Origin of the sequence: Microbacterium sp. MYb64 (genome assembly GCF_002979495.1) — a bacterium.
Taxonomy (GTDB): domain Bacteria; phylum Actinomycetota; class Actinomycetes; order Actinomycetales; family Microbacteriaceae; genus Microbacterium; species Microbacterium azadirachtae_A.
In genome coordinates, this window is the sequence record NZ_PCOW01000002.1 from 120713 (window position 1) to 140928 (window position 20216).

21 protein-coding genes are annotated in these 20216 nt (G+C 70.0%); 18 read left to right on the forward strand and 3 right to left on the reverse strand.

The features are described 5' to 3' along the window. The first annotated feature begins 51 nt into the window (after nt 1-51). Nucleotides 52-474 carry a phage holin family protein gene (locus CQ044_RS02705; protein ID WP_105686673.1) on the forward strand — a complete coding sequence of 141 codons (423 nt, stop codon included), beginning with the start codon at nt 52-54 and terminating at the stop codon, nt 472-474. 7 nt (nt 475-481) lie between these two features. Here the strand turns inward: CQ044_RS02705 and epsC are convergent, their stop codons facing one another. After that, nucleotides 482-1066 (reverse strand): serine O-acetyltransferase EpsC, encoded by a 585-nt coding sequence (epsC, locus tag CQ044_RS02710; protein ID WP_258133137.1) that lies wholly within the window; start codon nt 1064-1066, stop codon nt 482-484. Next, nucleotides 1066-2004, reverse strand: a complete 939-nt coding sequence (cysK, locus tag CQ044_RS02715; protein ID WP_105686676.1) for a cysteine synthase A — start codon at nt 2002-2004, stop codon at nt 1066-1068. Before cysK ends, epsC begins: the two co-directional genes overlap by 1 nt. A 138-nt stretch (nt 2005-2142) precedes the next feature. On the opposite strand from cysK, the gene prmC reads away from it, so the two are divergent. The 17 genes from prmC to CQ044_RS02805 all read left to right on the forward strand — a co-directional run bounded on the left by prmC (nt 2143) and on the right by CQ044_RS02805 (nt 19115). Next, nucleotides 2143-3000 carry a peptide chain release factor N(5)-glutamine methyltransferase gene (prmC, locus tag CQ044_RS02720; RefSeq protein ID WP_105686678.1) on the forward strand — a complete coding sequence of 286 codons (858 nt, stop codon included), beginning with the start codon at nt 2143-2145 and terminating at the stop codon, nt 2998-3000. 101 nt (nt 3001-3101) lie between these two features. Next, a complete protein-coding gene (locus CQ044_RS02725) occupies nt 3102-3776 on the forward strand; it encodes an L-threonylcarbamoyladenylate synthase (protein ID WP_105686679.1) in 675 nt (224 codons plus the stop codon). Between the two features lie 24 nt (nt 3777-3800). Then, complete coding sequence (locus tag CQ044_RS02730) at nt 3801-4946, forward strand: MraY family glycosyltransferase (RefSeq protein ID WP_105686681.1); 1146 nt, start codon at nt 3801-3803, stop codon at nt 4944-4946. Continuing rightward, nucleotides 4943-5494: a hypothetical protein gene (locus CQ044_RS02735; RefSeq protein WP_105686682.1), complete on the forward strand. Its 552-nt coding sequence runs from the start codon at nt 4943-4945 to the stop codon at nt 5492-5494. Before CQ044_RS02730 ends, CQ044_RS02735 begins: the two co-directional genes overlap by 4 nt. A gap of 121 nt (nt 5495-5615) precedes the next feature. Further along, a complete protein-coding gene (atpB, locus tag CQ044_RS02740; protein ID WP_105686683.1) occupies nt 5616-6401 on the forward strand; it encodes a F0F1 ATP synthase subunit A in 786 nt (261 codons plus the stop codon). Nucleotides 6402-6450: 49 nt separating this feature from the next. Then, nucleotides 6451-6687, forward strand: a complete 237-nt coding sequence (atpE, locus tag CQ044_RS02745) for an ATP synthase F0 subunit C (protein WP_045251710.1) — start codon at nt 6451-6453, stop codon at nt 6685-6687. Between the two features lie 28 nt (nt 6688-6715). Then, nucleotides 6716-7264 (forward strand): F0F1 ATP synthase subunit B, encoded by a 549-nt coding sequence (locus CQ044_RS02750; protein ID WP_105686684.1) that lies wholly within the window; start codon nt 6716-6718, stop codon nt 7262-7264. Then, the gene (locus tag CQ044_RS02755) at nt 7264-8052 is read left to right on the forward strand and encodes a F0F1 ATP synthase subunit delta (protein WP_105686685.1); all 789 of its coding nucleotides are present in this window, start codon (nt 7264-7266) and stop codon (nt 8050-8052) included. The genes CQ044_RS02750 and CQ044_RS02755 overlap by 1 nt, the downstream gene beginning before the upstream one ends. Before the next feature lie 49 nt (nt 8053-8101). Then, nucleotides 8102-9742, forward strand: a complete 1641-nt coding sequence (gene atpA / locus CQ044_RS02760; RefSeq protein WP_105686686.1) for a F0F1 ATP synthase subunit alpha — start codon at nt 8102-8104, stop codon at nt 9740-9742. A gap of 21 nt (nt 9743-9763) precedes the next feature. Continuing rightward, nucleotides 9764-10663 carry a F0F1 ATP synthase subunit gamma gene (locus CQ044_RS02765; RefSeq protein ID WP_105686687.1) on the forward strand — a complete coding sequence of 300 codons (900 nt, stop codon included), beginning with the start codon at nt 9764-9766 and terminating at the stop codon, nt 10661-10663. A gap of 23 nt (nt 10664-10686) precedes the next feature. Further along, nucleotides 10687-12123, forward strand: coding sequence for a F0F1 ATP synthase subunit beta (gene atpD / locus CQ044_RS02770; RefSeq protein ID WP_045273866.1), 1437 nt, complete (start codon nt 10687-10689; stop codon nt 12121-12123). A 2-nt stretch (nt 12124-12125) separates the two neighbouring features. Next, the gene (locus tag CQ044_RS02775) at nt 12126-12401 is read left to right on the forward strand and encodes a F0F1 ATP synthase subunit epsilon (protein WP_105686688.1); all 276 of its coding nucleotides are present in this window, start codon (nt 12126-12128) and stop codon (nt 12399-12401) included. Between the two features lie 79 nt (nt 12402-12480). After that, nucleotides 12481-13245, forward strand: a complete 765-nt coding sequence (locus CQ044_RS02780) for a YaaA family protein (RefSeq protein WP_105686689.1) — start codon at nt 12481-12483, stop codon at nt 13243-13245. Nucleotides 13246-13360: 115 nt separating this feature from the next. Next, nucleotides 13361-14197 (forward strand): DUF5684 domain-containing protein, encoded by an 837-nt coding sequence (locus CQ044_RS02785; RefSeq protein ID WP_181158160.1) that lies wholly within the window; start codon nt 13361-13363, stop codon nt 14195-14197. A gap of 84 nt (nt 14198-14281) precedes the next feature. Further along, complete coding sequence (locus CQ044_RS02795) at nt 14282-15253, forward strand: aldo/keto reductase (protein WP_105686690.1); 972 nt, start codon at nt 14282-14284, stop codon at nt 15251-15253. Between the two features lie 82 nt (nt 15254-15335). After that, a complete protein-coding gene (locus CQ044_RS02800) occupies nt 15336-16154 on the forward strand; it encodes a PP2C family serine/threonine-protein phosphatase (protein WP_105686691.1) in 819 nt (272 codons plus the stop codon). A 57-nt stretch (nt 16155-16211) separates the two neighbouring features. Continuing rightward, nucleotides 16212-19115: an FtsK/SpoIIIE domain-containing protein gene (locus CQ044_RS02805; protein WP_105686693.1), complete on the forward strand. Its 2904-nt coding sequence runs from the start codon at nt 16212-16214 to the stop codon at nt 19113-19115. Here the strand turns inward: CQ044_RS02805 and ald are convergent. Next, nucleotides 19087-20202 (reverse strand): alanine dehydrogenase, encoded by a 1116-nt coding sequence (gene ald, locus CQ044_RS02810; protein WP_105686695.1) that lies wholly within the window; start codon nt 20200-20202, stop codon nt 19087-19089. The genes CQ044_RS02805 and ald overlap by 29 nt on opposite strands. Nucleotides 20203-20216 lie beyond the last annotated feature (14 nt).

The following is a 20216-nucleotide window of genomic DNA, read 5'->3' on the forward strand; positions in this document are numbered from 1 at the left end:
CAGTACGCGGCGCGCGCCAGGTGCGCACCCGTCCCGCGCTATGCTCCGGCTATGGGCCACTTCTTCATGCGCACCCTGATCTTCCTGGCGTCGTCGGCGCTCGGCCTGATCGTGGCCGATCTGCTGCTGACGGGCTTCACGATCGAGTGGAGCAAGTGGTGGGGCTTCGTGCTGTGCGTGCTGATCTTCACCGTGCTGCAGAGTCTGCTCGCACCGTGGATCGCGTCCATGGCCACACGCTATGCGCCGGCGCTGCTGGGCGGGATCGGCATCATCTCCACCTTCGCGGCGCTGCTCATCGTCATCCTGCTGCCGATCGGCGGCCTGCGGATCACCGATCCGCTGGGCTGGATCCTCGGACCCGTCGTCGTCTGGGTCATCACCGCGCTGTGCACCGTCGTGCTGCCGCTGCTGCTGATCAAGCGCGAGGTGCGCGAGGCAGCTGCGCTCAAGGCCGCGGCCAAGAAGCGCTGATCGCGGCTCAGATCGAGTAGTCGGGGACCGACAGGATCCTCGCCGTGCTCTCGCCCTCGACACGGGGCCTGGCCCTGGCCGGCACCCCGGTCAGCACGGAGTCGGCGGGCGCGTCCTTCGTGACCACGGCGTTCGCGCCCACCGCGGAGCGCGCTCCGATCACGACGGGGCCGAGGATCTTCGCGCCGGCGCCGACCACGACGCCGTCCTGCAGGGTCGGGTGACGCTTGCCCGCATCACGGGTGCGGCCGCCGAGCGTGACGCCGTGGTAGAGCATCACATCGTCGCCGATCTCCGCGGTCTCCCCGATCACGACGCCCATGCCGTGATCGATGAAGAAGCGGCGCCCGATCGTGGCGCCGGGGTGGATCTCGACGCCGGTGAGCCAGCGCGCGACCTGCGAGCCCATGCGGGCGGGGAAGCGCCAGCCGCGCGCCCAGAGGGCGTGGTCCAGCCGATGCGCCCAGATGGCGTGCAGACCGGGGTAGAGCAGTGCGATCTCGAGTCCGCCGCGCGCGGCGGGGTCGCGAAGCCGGGCGGATGCGACGTCCTCGCGCATCCGCCCGGCCCACGACATGCCAGAGTGCGGCATCAGTCCTCGCGCAGGTCCTCGAACAGGGCGGTGGACAGGTAGCGCTCGCCGGTGTCCGGCGCGATCACGACGATGGTCTTGCCGGCGCTCTCGGGGCGCGCGGCGACCTTCAGCGCCTGGGCGACGGCGGCGCCGGCGGAGATGCCGACCAGCAGGCCCTCCTTCGCGGCGAGGTCGCGGGCAGTGGAGAGGGACTCCTCGAAGCCCGCGGTGATGATCTCGTCGATGACCTCGCGGTCCAGGATCGCGGGGACGAAGTTCGGGCCGATGCCCTGGATCTTCGCGGGTCCCGGGTGCCCCTGGCTGAGCAGCGGGGAGTCGGTCGGCTCGACAGCGATGACCTTGACCTCGGGGTTGGCGGCCTTGAGAGCCTGCCCGGTGCCCGTGATGGTGCCGCCGGTGCCGATTCCTGCGACGAAGACGTCGACGTCGCCGTCGGTGTCGCGCAGGATCTCCTGCGCCGTGGTCTCGCGGTGGATCTGCGGGTTCGCGGCGTTCTCGAACTGGCGGGCCCAGACGGCACCGGGGGTCTCTGCGATGATCTCCTGCAGCTTCTCGATCGCGCCCTTCATGCCCAGCGCGGGGTCGGTCAGCACGAGCTCCGCGCCGAACGCCTTCAGCAGCACGCGGCGCTCCTTCGACATCGATGCGGGCATCGTCAGGATCACGCGGTAACCGCGCGCCGCGCCGACCATCGCGAGAGCGATGCCGGTGTTGCCGCTGGTCGCCTCGACGATCGTGCCGCCGGGCTCGAGCTCGCCGGACGCCTCCGCGGCGTCGACGATCGCGATGCCGATGCGGTCCTTGACGCTCGAGGCCGGGTTGAAGGACTCGAGCTTGACCAGCACCGTGGCGTCGAGGCCCTCGGTGACGTGGTTCAGCTTGACGAGCGGGGTGTTGCCGAACGTGCTGGTGATGTCGGAGTGGATGCCTGCCATGACTGACCTTTCGATGGGCGCACTTCTTCGCGGATGCGACGGCCCCGTCCCGCTTCGGAGGAGGACCCGATCGAGCACAGCCTAAGGCGAGGGTGTGTGCGCCCGGTGAATGTGACGCCCGCATTACGCTGGAGGTCTATGTCCGTGCCTCTTGCCGATGCCCTCCGCCATGCCGCGACGACCCTCGGCGACGCCGGTGTTCCGGATCCCGCCGTCGACGCCGAACTCCTCATCGGACACGTGCTGGGACTCGGCCGCGGCGGTGTGCAGGCCGCGACGATCCGCGGTGACGTGCTGACCGAGGAGGACGAGACGGCTCTCGCCGGGCTCGTCGCCCGCCGGGCCGCCAGGGAGCCGCTGCAGCATCTCACCGGCACCGCCCCCTTCCGCCACCTCGAGCTGGCAGTGGGCCCCGGCGTGTTCGTACCGCGGCCCGAGACCGAGATCGTCGCGCAGTTCGCGATCGACGCGCTCTTGGCCGCCGCCTCGCCCGCCCCGATCGGCGTCGACCTCTGCACGGGGTCGGGGGCGATCGCCCTCGCACTGGCGACCGAGGTGCCGCACGCGCAGGTGCACGCGGTCGAGCTCTCGCCCGAGGCGCACGCCTGGGCGGTGCGGAACACGGCGGGGCAGGAGAACCTCTCCCTCGTCCTCGGCGACCTCGCCGACGCACTCGCGGATCTCGACGGGACCGTGGACGTGGTCATCTCCAATCCGCCGTACGTGCCGGACGACGCCATCCCGCGCGACCCGGAGGTGCGTCTGCACGACCCGGCGCTCGCGCTGTACGGCGGCGAGGACGGGCTCGACGTGGTGCGGGCGATCAGCCGTCGCGCGTGGGCGCTGCTGCACCCCGGCGGCACGCTCGTGCTCGAGCACGCGGAGGTGCAGGGCGCCGCGATCAGGGAGCTCCTGGCGCAGGACGGCTGGCGCGCCGCCGCGACGCACCGGGACCTCACCCACCGGGACCGCGCCACCACTGCCCTCCGCCCGTAGCCCGATCCGCCGCGGCGGGGCGCCCCTCCGGGACCGGCCTGCGGTGATTGGCGGGCCCCGCTCAGGGCGTACCGCGTCGCGCCCCGTAGACTGGGCCGGTCATGTCCTCAGTCTTCGATAGCCGCGACGCGGATCAGATCCTCACCGGTATGCGCCAGGCCCGTCTGGCCATCGGCCGCGGTGAGCTGGTCGTGCTCCCCACCGACACCGTCTACGGCGTGGGCGCCGACGCCTTCAGTCCCGCCGCCGTGCAGCGCCTGCTCGACGCGAAGGGGCGGGGGCGCCAGCAGCCGCCCCCCGTCCTGGTCGGCAGCACCGCCACCCTCGCCGCCCTCGTGGAGACGGTGCCGGAGCCCGTGCAGCGCCTGGTCGACGAGTTCTGGCCAGGGGGCCTCACGATCGTGCTGCCGTCGCAGCCGTCCCTGGTCTGGGATCTCGGCGAGACCCACGGCACCGTCGCGGTGCGCATGCCCGACCACCGGGTCGCGCTCGCCCTGCTCGAGGAGACGGGGCCGCTCGCGGTCTCCAGCGCGAACCTCACCGGGGAGCCCGCCGCTATCGAGCTCGAGGCGGCCAGGAGCATGCTCGGCGACAGCATCGAGGTCTACCTGGACGCAGGACCCTCGACCCGCGGCGTCGCCTCCACGATCATCGACGCCACCTCTCTGGTCCGTCCCGGGGGCGAGGACGCCAAGGTGCGCGTGCTCCGCGAGGGGGCGATCTCCCGCGACGAGCTCGCCCGCGTGCTCGGGGATCTGCTCGACGAGCAGTCCTGATCCAGGGCGGAGGAGAGCGACGACGTGAAGCAGTACCTGTTCACCGTGATCCTCACGGCAGCCGTGACCCTGGCGTGCTCGTGGGCCGTGTGGCAGCTGAGCCTGCGGTTCAAGCTTTACCCCGGCATCCGCGAGCGCGACGTGCACACCACGCCGACGCCGCGGCTCGGGGGAGTGGCGATGCTGCTCGGCATCCTCGCCGCGTTCGCCGCGAGTGCGGCGAGCCCGTTCTTCCAGATCATCTGGGCGCAGCCGCAGACGATGTGGTCGGTGCTCGGCGCGGTCCTGCTCATCGCGATCGTCGGCGTGATCGATGACCTGTGGGATCTGGACTGGATGATCAAGCTCGGCGCGCAGTTCCTGGCGGCCGGCCTGGTCACGATCGTCGGCGGCCTGCAGATCGCCTCGCTGCCTCTCGCGGAGCCCGTGATCGGATCCAGCTGGCTGAGCATCGTGATCACGATGTTCGCGATCGTCATCGTCATGAACGCCGTGAACTTCATCGACGGCCTCGACGGCCTCGTCGCCGGCGTCTGCCTGATCGCGAACGGCGTGTTCTTCGCGTACTCGTACATCATCGCCCACGACATCGGGCAGTCCAGCTACTTCAGCCTCGCCCCCTTCATCGCAACGGTGCTGATCGGCGCCTGCATCGGCTTCCTGCCGATGAACTGGAGCCCCGCGAAGCTGTTCATGGGCGACTCCGGCGCGCTGGTGCTCGGGCTGCTCATGGCAACGAGCGCCGTGGCGATCACCGGTCAGCTGAACCCCGCCGCGCTGCCGAACGCGCAGATCGGGCGCTCCCAGCTGCTCGGCGCGTTCATCCCGATCCTGCTGCCCGTCGTGGTCGTGCTGCTGCCGCTGCTCGACTTCGGCCTCGCCGTGCTGCGCCGCATGGGCGCGGGCAAGTCGCCGTTCTCCCCTGACCGCAAGCACCTGCACCACCGCATGCTGGACCTGGGGCACCGCGGACGAGACGCCGTCCTCATCTTCTACGCCTGGACCGCGATCATCTCGTTCGCCGTGCTGCTGATGTACATCGGCTCCCGAGAGGGCTGGTACGGCGAGTACGCGGCCGGCGTGGTCTTCGGCATCGTCGGGGCCGCGGCCTGCCTCGTCGTCACCCTCATCCCGTCGCGCCCGCGCGCCACCCAGAAGGAATCGAAATGAGCTCCGCGAGCCACCAGCCCTCCTCCGGATCGAATCCCGTCACCAGCACGCCGATCCTGCGCACCGCACTCATCGCGTCCGGTGCCGCGGCCATCGTGCTCGGGGTCGTCGCCGGGATCATCGGGGGAGTGCTCAAGGGCGCCCCCGGAGTGTGGAGCGGCCTGATCGGCGCGCTCATCGCCGTGCTCTTCGGCGCGATCACCGCCGCCAGCATCCTCATCGCGAACCGCTGGTTCGGGCAGGAGCTGTATGTGCAGCTGTTCTTCGCGATCGTGATGGGCGGCTGGTTCCTCAAGCTCGGACTGTTCTTCGTGCTCATCCTCGTGCTGCGCGGGCAGCCCTGGCTGGAGCCGATCATCTTCTTCTGGGCGCTGCTGGCGGGGGTGGTGGTCTCGCTCGCGATCGACGCCGTCGTATTCCTGAAGATGCGTCTCCCGGTGGTCAGCGACGCATCTCTGCCGACCGTCGCTCCCGAAGACGTGGCCCCGGGCTCCGGAACCGCCTCCCAGCAAGCTCCGGACGGGGATTCAGGCAACTCACGGGTCTGATAGGCTGGAACCCGAGCCCGCTCGTTACGCGAGCGCTGCGCTGTGAAGCACATCGACCGACGCCCCGGTAGCCCCCGGTGCCCCGAAGCTGGAGCCCGCGCTGTTTAATCTTGCTGCGACCATGATCCCTCGACTGGCCAACGACAGCGGTTTCCACGGCCCGTCGATGGACGAGTTCTTCCCCGAGATCCTCTTCAACGTCTTCGGCGTTCCGATCCACCGGATCCACCTGGTCCAGTTCGTTTCGGTCGTCGCCGTCGTGCTGATCCTCGTCCTCGGCACCCGCCGGATGAAGGTCGTCCCCGGCCGCTTCCAGAGCGTCGTCGAGATGGGTCTCGGCTTCGTCCGCGGCGGCATCGCGCACGACCTGCTCGGCCGCAAGGACGGCGACCGGTTCCTGCCGCTGCTGACCACGATCTTCTTCATGACGCTGTTCATGAACATCACCGGCATCATCCCCGGCCTGAACATCGCCGGCACGAGCATCATCGGCGTGCCGCTGCTGCTGGCCGTGATCAGTTACGTGGCGTTCATCTACGCCGGTGTCAAGAAGAGCCCGAAGAACTTCTTCAAGAACGCCCTGTTCCCTGCGGGCGTGCCGTGGCCGGTGTACATCATCGTCACGCCGATCGAGTTCATCTCGACCTTCATCATCCGCCCGGTGACCCTCACCCTGCGTCTTCTGATGAACATGGTCGTCGGCCACATGCTGCTGGTGCTGTGCTACTCGGCCACCGCGTTCTTCTTCTTCACGGCGGGCGGCGGATGGGCCGCGCTCGGCGTGGGAACCCTCGCCTTCGGCGGCGCCTTCTCGATCTTCGAGATCCTGGTCGCCGTCCTCCAGGCCTACGTCTTCACCGTCCTCACCGCGGTCTACATCCAGCTCGCGGTCGCAGAAGAGCACTGACAACCCCTGCGGGCGGCGAACCTGCCGCCCACAACGAAAGGAAAAACCCGTGGACGCTACTACGGTTCTCGCAGCAGTCAACGGCAACCTCGCGGCAATCGGCTACGGCCTCGCCGCCATCGGCCCGGCCATCGGCGTGGGCATCGTCGTCGGAAAGACGATCGAGGGTGTCGCCCGTCAGCCCGAGCTGGCCGGTCGCCTGCAGGTTCTGATGTGGATCGGTATCGCCTTCACCGAGGCGCTCGCGTTCGTCGGCATCGCCGTCGGCTTCATCCCCTTCCCGTAATCCGCACTCGAATCCCGAAGGAGACAGGATGCTGAACGCTCTTGTCACGAACCTCGCGGCCGAGTCGAGTGCGAACCCGCTTCTGCCCGCATGGTACGACCTGGTCTGGTCGGCGCTGTGGTTCGTCGTGATCCTCATCGTGGTGTGGAAGGTCGCCCTTCCCCGCTTCACGAAGATGCTCGACGAGCGCTCCGCCGCCATCGAGGGCAACATCGCGAAGGCTGACGAGGCTCAGAAGCAGGCCGAGGCCGCGCTGGAGGAGTACACCCGCCAGCTCGCCGAGGCCCGCACCGAGGCCGGCACGATCCGCGAGACCGCCCGTGAGGACGGCAAGAAGATCGTCGCCGAGGCCAAGGAGACCGCTGCCGCGGAGGCCGCACGGACGACCGCAGCCGCACACGCGCAGATCGAGGCAGAGCGCCAGACCGCGTTCGTCTCGCTCCGCAACGAGGTGGGCGGCCTCGCCCTCGACCTCGCCGGTGGCGTGGTGGGCGAGACCCTCTCCGACGACGCACGCGCGACGGCTGTCGTGGACCGCTTCCTGGCGGACCTCGAAGCCTCCGAGGCGGCGAAGTAATGGGCAGCGCGACCGCTCAGGCCCTCGAGGCGTCGAGCAGTGCTCTGACCGCCGCGCAGGGGATCACCCTCGACGTCGCCGGAGACCTGTTCTCCGCCACGCGCCTGATCGGTGAGTCCTCCGCGCTGAGCGGCGCGCTCGCCGATCCGTCCGCTCCGGTCGAGGCGCGCGCGGCACTCGTGTCGCGCGTCTTCGCCGGCGCGTCGGCGCCTGCGCAGCAGGTGCTGACCGTCGCGGTCTCGCAGCGCTGGTCCTCCGCCGCCGATCTGGTCGATGGCGTGGAAGAGCTGGCCGTGCGTGCCGCCGCGATCGCCGCACCCGATGCCGACATCGAGGGCGAGCTGTTCTCGGTGTCGCGCCTGGTGGCCGACAACGCCGACCTCGAACTCGCCCTGGGCAGCCGCCTGGGCGGCGGCGAGGGCAAGGCCGCGCTCGTGCAGAAGCTGGTCGGTGCGAGCCTGCACCCGGCCACGTCGCTGATCCTCACCTCGCTGGTGCGCCAGCAGCGCGGTCGTCGCGTGCGCCGGCTGCTGAGCAGGGCGATGCGCATCGTGTCCACGCAGCGCGACCGGATCGTCGCGACCGTGCACACCGCCACCCCGCTGAGTGCGCCGCAGCGCGACCGCCTCCGCGCAGTGCTGGCCGGCCGCTACGGCCGCCAGATCGCGCTGAACGAGGTGCTCGACTCCTCCGTCGTCGGAGGCCTGCGCGTGCAGGTCGCGGACGACGTCATCGACGGCAGCATCGCCGCCCGCCTCGCCGATCTCCGGCACAAGCTCGCGGGCTGAAACACGACTTCGCGCGGGAAGCCGCGCACCCATACACAAAGGGAAGACAATGGCAGAACTTTCGATCAGCCCCGACGTCATCCGTGACGCGCTGAAGGACTTCGTCGCCGCGTACGAGCCGACGTCCGGCACGGCGACCGAGGTCGGCACCGTCATCGACGCAGCGGATGGCATCGCGCACGTCGAGGGCCTGCCCGGCGTCATGGCGAACGAGCTCGTGACCTTCGCCGACGGCACCAAGGGACTCGCGCTGAACCTGGACGAGCACGAGATCGGTGTCGTCGTCCTCGGCGACTTCGCCGGTGTCGAGGCCGGCCAGGAGGTCACCCGCACCGGTGAGGTGCTCTCCGTCCCGGTCGGCGACGGCTACCTCGGCCGCGTGGTCGACCCGCTCGGCAACCCCATCGACGGTCTCGGCGAGATCGCCTCGGAGGGCGTCCGCGAGCTCGAGCTGCAGGCGCCCGGCGTCATGCAGCGCAAGAGCGTGCACGAGCCGATGCAGACCGGCATCAAGGCCATCGACGCGATGATCCCGGTCGGCCGCGGCCAGCGCCAGCTGATCATCGGTGACCGCCAGACCGGCAAGACCGCGATCGCGATCGACACGATCATCAACCAGAAGTCCAACTGGGAGTCGGGCGACGTCAACAAGCAGGTCCGCTGCATCTACGTCGCGATCGGCCAGAAGGGCTCGACCATCGCCTCCGTCAAGGGCGCGCTGGAAGAGGCCGGCGCCCTGGAGTACACGACCATCGTCGCCGCCCCGGCGTCCGACCCGGCCGGCTTCAAGTACCTCGCGCCCTACACCGGTTCGGCCATCGGCCAGCACTGGATGTACGGCGGCAAGCACGTCCTGATCATCTTCGACGACCTGTCGAAGCAGGCCGAGGCCTACCGCGCCGTGTCGCTGCTGCTGCGCCGTCCGCCGGGCCGCGAGGCCTACCCGGGCGACGTCTTCTACCTGCACTCCCGTCTGCTGGAGCGCTGCGCGAAGCTGTCCGACGAGCTCGGCGCCGGTTCGATGACGGGCCTGCCCATCATCGAGACCAAGGCGAACGACGTCTCGGCGTACATCCCGACCAACGTGATCTCGATCACCGACGGCCAGATCTTCCTGCAGTCCGACCTGTTCAACGCGAACCAGCGTCCGGCTGTCGACGTGGGCATCTCGGTGTCCCGCGTCGGCGGTGACGCCCAGGTCAAGTCGATCAAGAAGGTCTCCGGAACGCTGAAGCTCGAGCTCGCGCAGTACCGCTCGCTCGAGGCCTTCGCGATGTTCGCGTCCGACCTCGACCAGGCCTCGCGCCGTCAGCTGGCTCGCGGTGCGCGTCTGACCGAGCTGCTCAAGCAGCCGCAGTACTCGCCGTACCCCGTCGAGGAGCAGGTCGTCTCGATCTGGGCCGGAACCAAGGGCAAGCTCGACACGCTCGAGGTCGAGGACGTGCTGCGCTTCGAGCGCGAGCTGCTGGATCACCTGCGTCGCAACACCAAGGTGCTCGACACCCTCCGCGAGACGAACGTCCTCGATGACGACACGGTCGCGGAGCTGGAGAAGGCCACCGACGCCTTCCTCCTCGAGTTCCAGGGCGGCAAGGGCCACGGCATCAGCGCTCCCGGTCACGAGGAGCACAGCGCCGCGGACGTCGACGACGTGAACCAGGAGAAGATCGTCAAGGGCCGCCGCGCGTAATCGCGGGGGATTCTCAGAGCTATGGGCGCACAACTCAGGGTCTACAAGCAGAAGATCTCTTCTGCTCAGACGACCAAGAAGATCACGAAGGCGATGGAACTCATCGCGGCTTCGCGCATCCAGAAGGCGATGGCGCGCGTCAACGCGTCCTCGCCCTTCGCGCGGGCCGTGACGAGGGCCGTATCCGCCGTCGCGACGCACTCCAACGTCGACCACCCGCTCACCCGTGAGCCCGAGACGATCCGCCGTTCCGCGGTCGTGATCTTCTCGAGCGACCGGGGTCTGGCCGGCGCGTTCAACTCGCAGATCCTGCGCGAGGGCATGGAGCTCGCAGAGCTCCTGCGCTCCGAGGGGCGCGAGCCGGTGTTCTACCTCGTCGGCCGCAAGGCCGTCGGCTACTTCCAGTTCCGGCGCCTCGAGGCGGCCGCGGAGTGGACCGGTGACACCGACACGCCCTCCTTCCACACGGCGGAGGCCATCTCCGCCGCGCTGCTGGAGGCGTTCGAGCGCGGTGGCGAGCAGGGCGGCGTCGATGAGATCCACCTCGTGTACAACCGCTTCGTCAGCATGATGACGCAGTCGCCCGAAACGGTGCGCCTGCTTCCGCTGGAGATCGCGGAGGCGGACGAGGCCGACACCTCTGGTGCCGTCTACCCGCTGTACGAGTTCGAGCCGGATGCGGCGACGGTGCTCGACGCGATCCTGCCGGTGTACATCCAGAGCCGCGTCTTCAACGCCCTCCTGCAGTCGTCCGCCGCCAAGCAGGCCGCGACGCAGAAGGCGATGAAGTCGGCCAGCGACAACGCCGACAAGCTCATCACCGACTACACCCGCCTGCGCAACAACGCGCGCCAGGCGGAGATCACGCAGCAGATCGCCGAGATCGTCGGCGGCGCCGACGCGCTGGCGTCGAGCAAGTAAGACCCTCAGGAGAGAGACGAAATATGACTGCCACCGCTACGACGGTCGTCGGCCGCGTTGCTCGCGTCACCGGCCCGGTCGTCGACATCGAGTTCCCGCACGACTCGATCCCCGACATCTACAACGCACTCAAGACGACGATCACCATCGGCGAGGAGTCGACGGAGATCACGCTCGAGGTCGCTCAGCACCTCGGGGACGACCTCGTCCGCGCGATCTCGCTCAAGCCCACCGACGGCATGGTCCGCGGCCAGGAAGTGCGCGACACCGGCGAGGCCATCTCGGTCCCCGTCGGCGACGTCACCAAGGGCAAGGTCTTCAACGTGATCGGTGAGGTCCTGAACGCCGAGCCCGGCGAGCAGATCGAGATCACCGAGCGCTGGCCGATCCACCGCAAGGCCCCGAACTTCGACCAGCTCGAGTCGAAGACCACGATGTTCGAGACCGGCATCAAGTCGATCGACCTCCTCACGCCGTACGTGCAGGGTGGAAAGATCGGCCTGTTCGGCGGCGCGGGCGTCGGCAAGACCGTCCTCATCCAGGAGATGATCCAGCGCGTCGCGCAGGACCACGGCGGTGTGTCGGTGTTCGCCGGTGTCGGCGAGCGCACCCGTGAGGGCAACGACCTCATCGCCGAGATGGAGGAGGCGGGCGTCTTCGACAAGACCGCCCTCGTCTTCGGCCAGATGGACGAGCCGCCGGGAACCCGTCTGCGCGTCGCCCTGTCGGCCCTGACCATGGCGGAGTACTTCCGCGATGTGCAGAAGCAGGACGTGCTGCTCTTCATCGACAACATCTTCCGCTTCACGCAGGCCGGTTCCGAGGTCTCCACGCTGCTCGGCCGCATGCCGTCCGCCGTCGGTTACCAGCCGAACCTGGCGGACGAGATGGGTGTGCTCCAGGAGCGCATCACCTCGACCCGTGGCCACTCGATCACCTCGCTGCAGGCGATCTACGTGCCGGCCGATGACTACACCGACCCGGCCCCTGCCACGACGTTCGCGCACCTCGACGCAACGACCGAGCTCTCGCGTGAGATCGCGTCGAAGGGTCTGTACCCGGCGATCGACCCGCTGACCTCGACCTCGCGGATCATGGACCCCCGCTACCTGGGCGAGGACCACTACCGCGTGGCCACCACGGTCAAGCAGATCCTCCAGAAGAACAAGGAGCTCCAGGAGATCATCGCGATCCTCGGTGTCGACGAGCTCTCCGAAGAGGACAAGATCGTCGTCGCCCGTGCGCGCCGCATCCAGCAGTTCCTGTCCCAGAACACCTACATGGCGAAGAAGTTCACCGGTGTCGAGGGCTCCACGGTTCCGCTCAAGGAGACCATCGAGTCGTTCGACGCGATCTGCCGCGGAGACATGGATCATGTCGCCGAGCAGGCCTTCTTCAACGTCGGCGGCCTCTCGGACGTCGAGGAAAACTGGGCTCGGATCCAGAAGGAGAACGCCTGATCATGGCGCCCGGTGCTGCATCACTGCATGTCAGCCTCGTCTCCGCCGATGCCGAGGTCTGGACCGGTGAGGCCAGCCTCGTCGTCGCGAAGACCGTCGAGGGCGAGCTGGGCTTCATGGCGGGGCACGAGCCCGTGCTGGCCATCCTCGCCGAGGGTCAGGTCCGCATCACCCAGCTGGACGGCACCAAGGTGCTCGCCAGCGCTCGGGACGGCTTCGTCTCGATGGAGGGCAACTCCCTGACGATCGTCGCGGGCAACGCGGCGCTCGTCGCCTGATCGAACCATTCACGCAAGCGCCGGATCCCCTCGGGGGTCCGGCGCTTGCGCGTCTCCATCCGTCTGAGGAGTCCTGCGCATGATGATCCTGCTGCCGCCGAGCGAGACCAAGCGTCCCGGGGGCACACGCTCACCGGTGGATCCCACGGGATGGGCGCTGCCGGACCTCGCGCCCCAGCGCGAGCAGGTGATCGACGCGCTCGTCGCGCTGGCCTCGGACGCGGAAGCGACACGCCGGGTGCTCAAGCTCAGCGACAAGCAGCTCGCCGAGGCCCTGCGCGACAACGCCGGGCTGCGGACCGCCGCGGTGATGCCGACCGTGGACCGCTACACCGGCGTGCTCTACGACGCGCTGGATGCGGCGACCCTCGACGGCTACGCGCGGCGCTGGCTGGGGGCGCATGTGCTCGTGCACAGCGCACCCTACGGACCGGTCGGCGCGCTGGATCCGATCCCCTCGTACCGTCTCGGCGCCGGCGCGTCGGTGCCGGGGCTGCCCGCTCTGCGGCGATTGTGGGCCGATGCCGTGTCCGCCGCGTTCTCGGCGGCCGCGCCGGACTTCGTGCTGGATCTGCGCTCCGAGGCCTATGCGGACCTCGGGCCCGTCCCGGCGGAGCTGTCCTCGGCGTACGTGCGCGTGGTGACGGCGCAGGGCAAGGCTCTGAATCACTTCAACAAGCATGCCAAGGGCGAGCTGGTGCGGCGTCTCTCGACCGAGCGGCCGAAGATCGGGTCGCGTCGAACGCTGCTGAACTGGGCGGGCAGGTCCGGCGTCGAACTCCGCACCACCGAGGATGCGGGGATCCTGGAACTCGTCACGGATCAGCCGACTGCCCGCAAATAGTTCGTGAGTGCGGCACCGGGACAGGGTAGGGTGTTTCGCGTCGAAGCGCTCAGCTGATTCTCAGGTGCGCGCTCCTCGATGCCTTGGCATCTCAACCTGTTCCCGGGAGGAACGCATGAACGACTACGGATACGACTCAGGGGTGAGCATCGCCGCACTCCTGATCGGCACGCTGGTCTACCTGATCTTCGCGATCGGCTTCTACGTCCTGGCCTCCATCTTCCTCATGAAGATCTTCGACAAGGCCGGCGTGCAGGGCCGGTGGCGCGCATGGGTGCCGATCTACAGCGGGATGGTGTTCCTCAAGCTCGGTGACCTGAGCCCCTGGCTGGTGCTCATCGCGATGGGCGCCTCGATCGTGCTCGGCTGGATCCCGGTCATCGGGTGGCTGCTCATCGCGGCGACGGCTGTGCTCTGGGTCCTCGCCGCGTGGCGTGTCGGCCTCAAGCTGCAGAAGAGCGCGGGCTGGGTGGTGCTCTACATCTTCCTGAGCATCGTCTGGTACGGCATCAACGCCTTCGACAAGTCCCGTTGGAACCCGAACATCGCTCCCGCCTCGTGGGCCGGCAACGGCTTCTTCGCAGACCGCACGGTGTGGCAGGGCATCCCGGTGCAGCCGTCGGCCACGGCAGCTCCCGGCTACGGCGCCCCGCAGGGATACCAGCCGCCGGCCGCCCAGGGCTATGCCCCGCCGGCTGCTCCGCAGGCCCCCCAGGCTCCGCAGTTCGGTCAGCCCGGCCAGCCCGGTCAGCCCGGTCAGCCGCCGCAGGGCTTCCCGCCGGCAGCACCGCAAGCCCCGCAGCCGACGTTCCAGCCGCCGGCCGCCCCGCCCGCCGCAGCTCCCGAAGCCCCGGTGACGCCGCCGGCTCCCCCTGCGCCGCCCGCTCCGCCGGCCCCGCCGGCCGCCGCGCCGGACGCCGCTCCGGACAACGGCGAGCAGCCCCCGGCGTGATGACACAGGGAAGCCCCGGTCTTTCGACCGGGGCTTCCCGCATGCCCGGCGTCCGCACCCCGGAGCGGCCTGTAGTTTGGAAGTATGAGCGCTGAACGTCGTGTCGGATCGTCCGGGCTCCTGGTCTCCGCCGTGGGACTCGGATGCAACAACTTCGGACGCGCAGGGACGGCCACCGAGACGCTGCAGGGCACCGTTCAGGTGCTGGACGCCGCGATCGACCATGGCGTGACGTTCCTCGACACCGCGGACATGTACGGCAAGGACCCCGGCCTCAGCGAGACGCTGATGGGGGAGGCCCTCGACGGCCGGCGGGACCGCGTGGTGCTGGCCACGAAGTTCGGCTACCCGACTGCGGACATGGGCTACGACTTCCCGGCCGGGTTCGGCTCGCGCCGTTACATCCGCAAGGCCGTCGAGGAGTCGCTGCGGCGGCTGCGCACGGACTGGATCGATCTCTACCAGCTGCATTGGCCGGATCCGCTCACCCCGATCGAGGAGACGCTCGACGCCCTGGACGATCTCGTCCGCGAGGGCAAGATCCGCTACTTCGGCCACTCCAACTTCAGCGGCTGGCAGATCGCCGAGGCGGAGCTGCGAGCGGAGCGCAGCGCTCATTTCATCTCGTCCCAGAACCAGTACTCGCTGCTGTCTCGTGCGGCGGAGCGCGAGGTGCTGCCGGCCGTCAACCGGTTCGGTCTCGGGTTCTTCCCGTTCTTCCCGCTGCACAACGGCCTGCTCACGGGCAAGTTCACGCGGGACGGCGGACCCGCCCAGAGCCGCATCATGCGCACCAGGGCGTATCTCTGGGAGGACGCTCCCTGGGATGCGCTGGACGCGTATCGCGAGTTCTGCGAAGAGCGCGGCATCAGCATGCTCGAGGCAACGTTCGGCTGGCTGCTCGCGCAGCCCGGCGTGGCTTCCGTGATCGCCGGGGCCACGTCCGCCGAGCAGATCGAGGCGAACGCGCGCGCCGGCGCAGCATGGACGCCGACCGCGGCGGACGTCGCCGCGATCGACGCGCTGTTCCCGCTCCCAGCGGATCCGGCGGTCTGAGGCGCGTGTCGACGCAGGAATCCAATACGATGTGTGAGATTTCAGCGGTCGTTCCGATCGCCCGAGGATGGGGAGGACCGCGATGAGCCAGGGTTCCACGGCACACGCGCGCGAGGTCGCACTGGCGTCCGGCGACACGGTCGTGCTGTCCTGGGCGGGTGCGACGGACACCGGCCGGCGCAGGGAGAACAACCAGGACTCGCTCCTCGCGGAGTTCCCCCTGTTCGTCGTCGCGGACGGCATGGGAGGTCATGCGGGCGGCGAGATCGCGAGCCAGCGCACGATCGCCCGCCTCGAAGAGGCCGTCGCCGCGGGCGAGATCACGACGCAGACGATCGAGACGGCTCTGGTCGCCGCGGTACAGGACATCACCGCGCACCCCGACACCACGGACGAGGGCACAGGGACGACTCTGACGGGCGTGTTCTTCACACTCGTCGACGACGACGCCCGCTGGGTGTCGCTGAACATCGGCGACTCCCGGGTGTATCTGCTGCGCGACGGCGCGCTCGAGCAGATCACGACGGATCACTCCGTCGTCCAGGAACTGATCACGGCCGGCCGGCTCAGCCCCGAGGAGGCCGAGGGACATCCCTACAGCAACGTGATCACCCGTGCCGTGGGCGTCAGCGAGGCGCTGCCGCCCGATTACCGCGAGTTCAGCGTGCGGGACGGCGACCGGTTCGTGATCTGCTCCGACGGGCTCACCAAGGAGCTCACCGACTACGGGATCCAGCACTTCCTCGGGCTCAACGCGACGCCGGACGCCGCGGTCGACGCGATGCTCTCCGCCGCGCTGGAGAACGGCGGGCGCGACAACGTCACGATCATCGTGGTGGATGTGCGGCGCAGTGCGAGCGACGACGGATCCTCCTCCACCGCTCCGATCCCCGTCCCTTAGCGCACCGATTGCGCTGAGCCGCTCCCACAGGGAGACGGCTCGCGGTGGGATGGCGGGATGGATCCTGCCGAGACGATCGTCCTCCCCGCCGTCGCTGCGGCTCCGCCGCGCGGCCCGCTCCCTCTGCTGGCCGCGATCGTCCCGGTGGTCTCCGGCGTCGTCCTCTTCGCCGTCACCGGCTCGCCGCTGTCCTTGAGCTTCGCCGCGCTCGGACCCGTCATGATCCTCGCCTCGTTCCTGGACGGGGTTCGCCAGCGGCGCCGTGCCGTCCGCGTCGCGCGAGCCGACGAGGCGAGGGCGTGGGCGCAGGTCGAACGGGTCGTGGCCGAACACGAGGCGACCGAGCGCGGGCGTCGGCTGCGGGCGACGCCGGATCTTGCCGCCTGCCTGGCGGATCCGCCGACGCGCCCGGTCGCCCTCGCGGAGACCGTCGAGATCGCGGTGGGCCGAGGGGAGGGGGGCTCGCCGCTGCGGTTCAGCGGCGGGGGAGAACGGGTCGATGCGTTCCGCGGCCGACATCGGCGTCTGCCGGGAGTGCCCGTGACGGTGCCTCTCTCCGCCGGACTCTGCGTGCGAGGGCCGGCGCCGATCGCCGCGGCTGTGGCGAGAGCGCTGGTGCTGCAGCTGTGTCTTCGGCACGCGAGCGGCGCGATCCGTCTCGAAGGCGATGGCGTCGCCGCGCTCGGCCTGGGCGCACTGCCGCAGGCCCGTCTCAGCCCGCACGGCTCTGGCGCCGTGCACGTCGGCGCGCAGCGAAGTGCGCCCTTCGGACCCAGGCTCTGCCTGATCGCCGCGGGGACACCGCCGCCGGCGGGCTATCACGCGGTGCTCGACGTCGCCGAGCCCGGTTCCGCCCTGCTGAGCACTCTGGACGGGACTCGCAGTTGTCGTGCAGAGGGCGTCTCGCGCGAACAGGCGGAAGCGATCGTCGAGCGCCTGGCGCGGGAACAGGGGGAGGAGGTGACGATCCCCGCAGCGGTGGCGCTGCGCGACCTGCTGTTGCTCACGGCGGACGGAGAGCCGGACGGCATCGCCGGTCCTCGTCCCGCGGTGCAGGAGGGCTTGTGGACGGCGATCGGGCGGGATGCCGCCGGGCTCGTCGCACTCGACCTCGTCGGTGACGGGCCGCATGCGCTCGTGACCGGCGTCACCGGAGCGGGCAAGAGCGAGCTCCTGGTGAGCTGGGTCGCGGCGCTGGCCGCCGCGCACTCCCCGGAGCAGGTGGGCTTCGTGCTGGCTGATTTCAAGGGGGGCACGGCCTTCGAACGGCTGCGCGTGCTGCCGCACGTCGCCGCCGTGATCACCGACCTCGACGCCGCGGGAGCCGAACGCGGCGTGCGGAGCCTGCGGGCCGAGTTGCGGCGCAGGGAGGGCATCCTCGCCGAGCGCGGGGCGCACAGCGTCGCAGAGACGGGGGGAGCGCTCGGCCGGCTGGTGATCGTCGTCGACGAGTTCGCGGCGCTGCTGCAGGAGCATCCGGATCTGGCGGCCGTGTTCACGGACATCGCCGCCCGCGGGCGCGCGCTCGGCGTGCACCTGATCCTCGGCACGCAGCGCGCCACCGGAGTGATCCGCGATGCGCTGGCGGCGAACTGCCCGCTCCGGATCGCCTTGCGGGTCACGGATCCGGCGGACAGCAGGGCGATGATCGGCAGCGACGCGGCGACCCGGCTGCAGGGCGACGCCGGAGGGCGCGGACTCGCGTACCTGCGCCGTCCTCAGGACGCGGAGCCGTCGGCGTTCCGCGTCGCGCGGACCGGCGCGGAGGATCTCGCGGAGCTCTCGAACCGCTGGCGCAGCGCGCCGCGCGTGCCGAGCCCCTGGCAGGCGGCCCTGCCGCGGCGGCTGGGTCGGGACGCCCTGCCAGCGGCACAGCCCGGGGAGATCGTGCTCGGGCTCGCAGACGAGCCGGAGCAGCAGCGGCAGATGCCGCGCACGCTCCGCCTCGGCGAGGATCGAGGGCTCACGGTGTTCGGCGGGCCTGGGAGCGGGAAGAGCAGCGTCCTGCGCGCGGCCGTGGCGCAGGCGCCGGACGGGGTGCTGTTGTCCGCGGACCCCGAGCAGGCGTGGTCGGTGATCGACGAGATCGCGGAAGGGCATCGCCCCGTGCCGACGCTGCTGGCGGTCGACGATCTGGACCGGCGCCTCGCGTCCTTCCCGCTCGAGTACGCCTCCGCCTGGGCGGAGCGGTTGCAGCGCGTCGTCCACCTCGCCGCGGGGCAGGGCACGGTGCTCATCAGCACCTCACGGTGCACAGGTCAGGTCGCCGTCCTTGCGGATCTGCTGCCGGAGCGCGCCCTGCTGCGCGCCCCGAGCCGCACAGAGCACCTCACCGCCGGAGGCGAGCCAGGAGCATACGATCCCGACCGTCCACCGGGGCGCGCTCGCCTGGGCGGCGCGGAGGTGCAGTTCGTGCTGCCGGAAGCGGTGAGCACTGAGGCCACTTCGCCGGCACCGCGGCGCCGCAGTGCGACCGCGCGCGCCGGCACCCCGCAATGGGAGCCGCGGGCGCCGCTCGTCGGTGTGGTGTGCACGGTGCCGCCGCGCACGGCGGACGCGCTCGCCGCGCGATTCGGACGCGCCGCGGTGCGGGTGCTCGGGGAGGGAGGCCCTCTCGTGCTGCCGGATGAGGCGGAGCTGACCGGCGGGACGAAGGAAAGAAGAGGGCGCTCCGCACATCGGGAACGGGAGCCGGCGGGTCTCCTCGTGCTGGTCGGCGACGGAGATGCCTGGCAGCGGCAGTTCGCGCTCTGGCAGCGGGTCGTCCGCACCGGCGAGGTCGTGGTGCTCGCCGAAGCCGCCCGGGATCTGCGCCTGCTCGCCGGCGTCCGCGAACTGCCGCCCTATGCGGCGCCGCATGCGGGGCGGGCGTGGACCATCGATCAGGACGGCCGACCGTCCAGGGTGATCCTGCCCACCCCGCGGGGCGGACTCAGCCCAGCAGCTCGTCCAGCGGCGTGAGGGGCAGGTCGTGCGCGGTGGCCACGCCGGCGCTGGCGATCTTGCCGCCGGTCACGTTGAGACCGCCGGCGAGAGCGGCATCTGCGCGGAGCGCCGCCTGCCAGCCGCGTCCCGCGATCTGCCTCACGTACGGCAGGGTCGCGTTGGTGAGCGCCGAGGTGGACGTGTTCGGTACGGCGCCCGGCATGTTCGCCACGCAGTAGAACACGGTGTCGTGCACGCGGAACGTGGGGTCGTCGTGCGTGGTCGGATGCGTGTCCTCGAAGCAGCCGCCCTGGTCCACCGCGATGTCCACGAGCACGCTGCCGGGACGCATCTCAGCGACCATGTCGTTCGTGACCAGCTTCGGCGCCTTCGCGCCAGGGATCAGCACCGATCCGATGACGAGGTCCGAGTTCACGACTGCACGGCGCAGATCGAGCGGATTCGACGCCGCCGTCTTCACCCGGCCGCCGAAGAAGTCGTCGAGGTAGCGCAGCCGGGCGATGTTGGTGTCGAAGATGGTCACATCCGCGCCCATGCCCGCCGCGATCACGGCGGCGTTCGCACCCGCGACGCCGCCGCCGATCACCGTCACGGTGGCGGGGCGGGTGCCCGGGACGCCCGACATCAGCAGGCCGAGGCCGCCGTGCGAGCGCATCAGGGTGTTCGCGCCGACCAGTGGCGCGAGACGGCCCGCGACCTCGCTCATCGGGGCGAGCAGCGGCAGCGCGCCCGAGGCCAGCTGCACGGTCTCGTAGGCGATCGCGGTCATGCCCGACTCGGCGAGTCTGTCGGTGAGCGGGCGGTCGGCGGCGAGGTGCAGATACGTGAACAGCACCAGGTCGCTGCGGAAGCGGTGGTACTCGCTGGCGATCGGCTCCTTCACCTTCAGCACCAGCTCGGCGCGGGCCCAGACCTCGTCGGCGTCGTCGAGCATCGTCGCTCCCGCCTCCACATAGTCGGCGTCCGACATCGAGGAGCCGGCACCGGCGCCGGACTGCACGAAGACCTCATGACCGGCCTGCACGAGATCGTGCACGCCGGCGGGCGTGAGGGCGACGCGGAACTCGTTGTTCTTCACCTCGCTGGGGACAGAGATCCTCATCGTGGCTCCTTTCC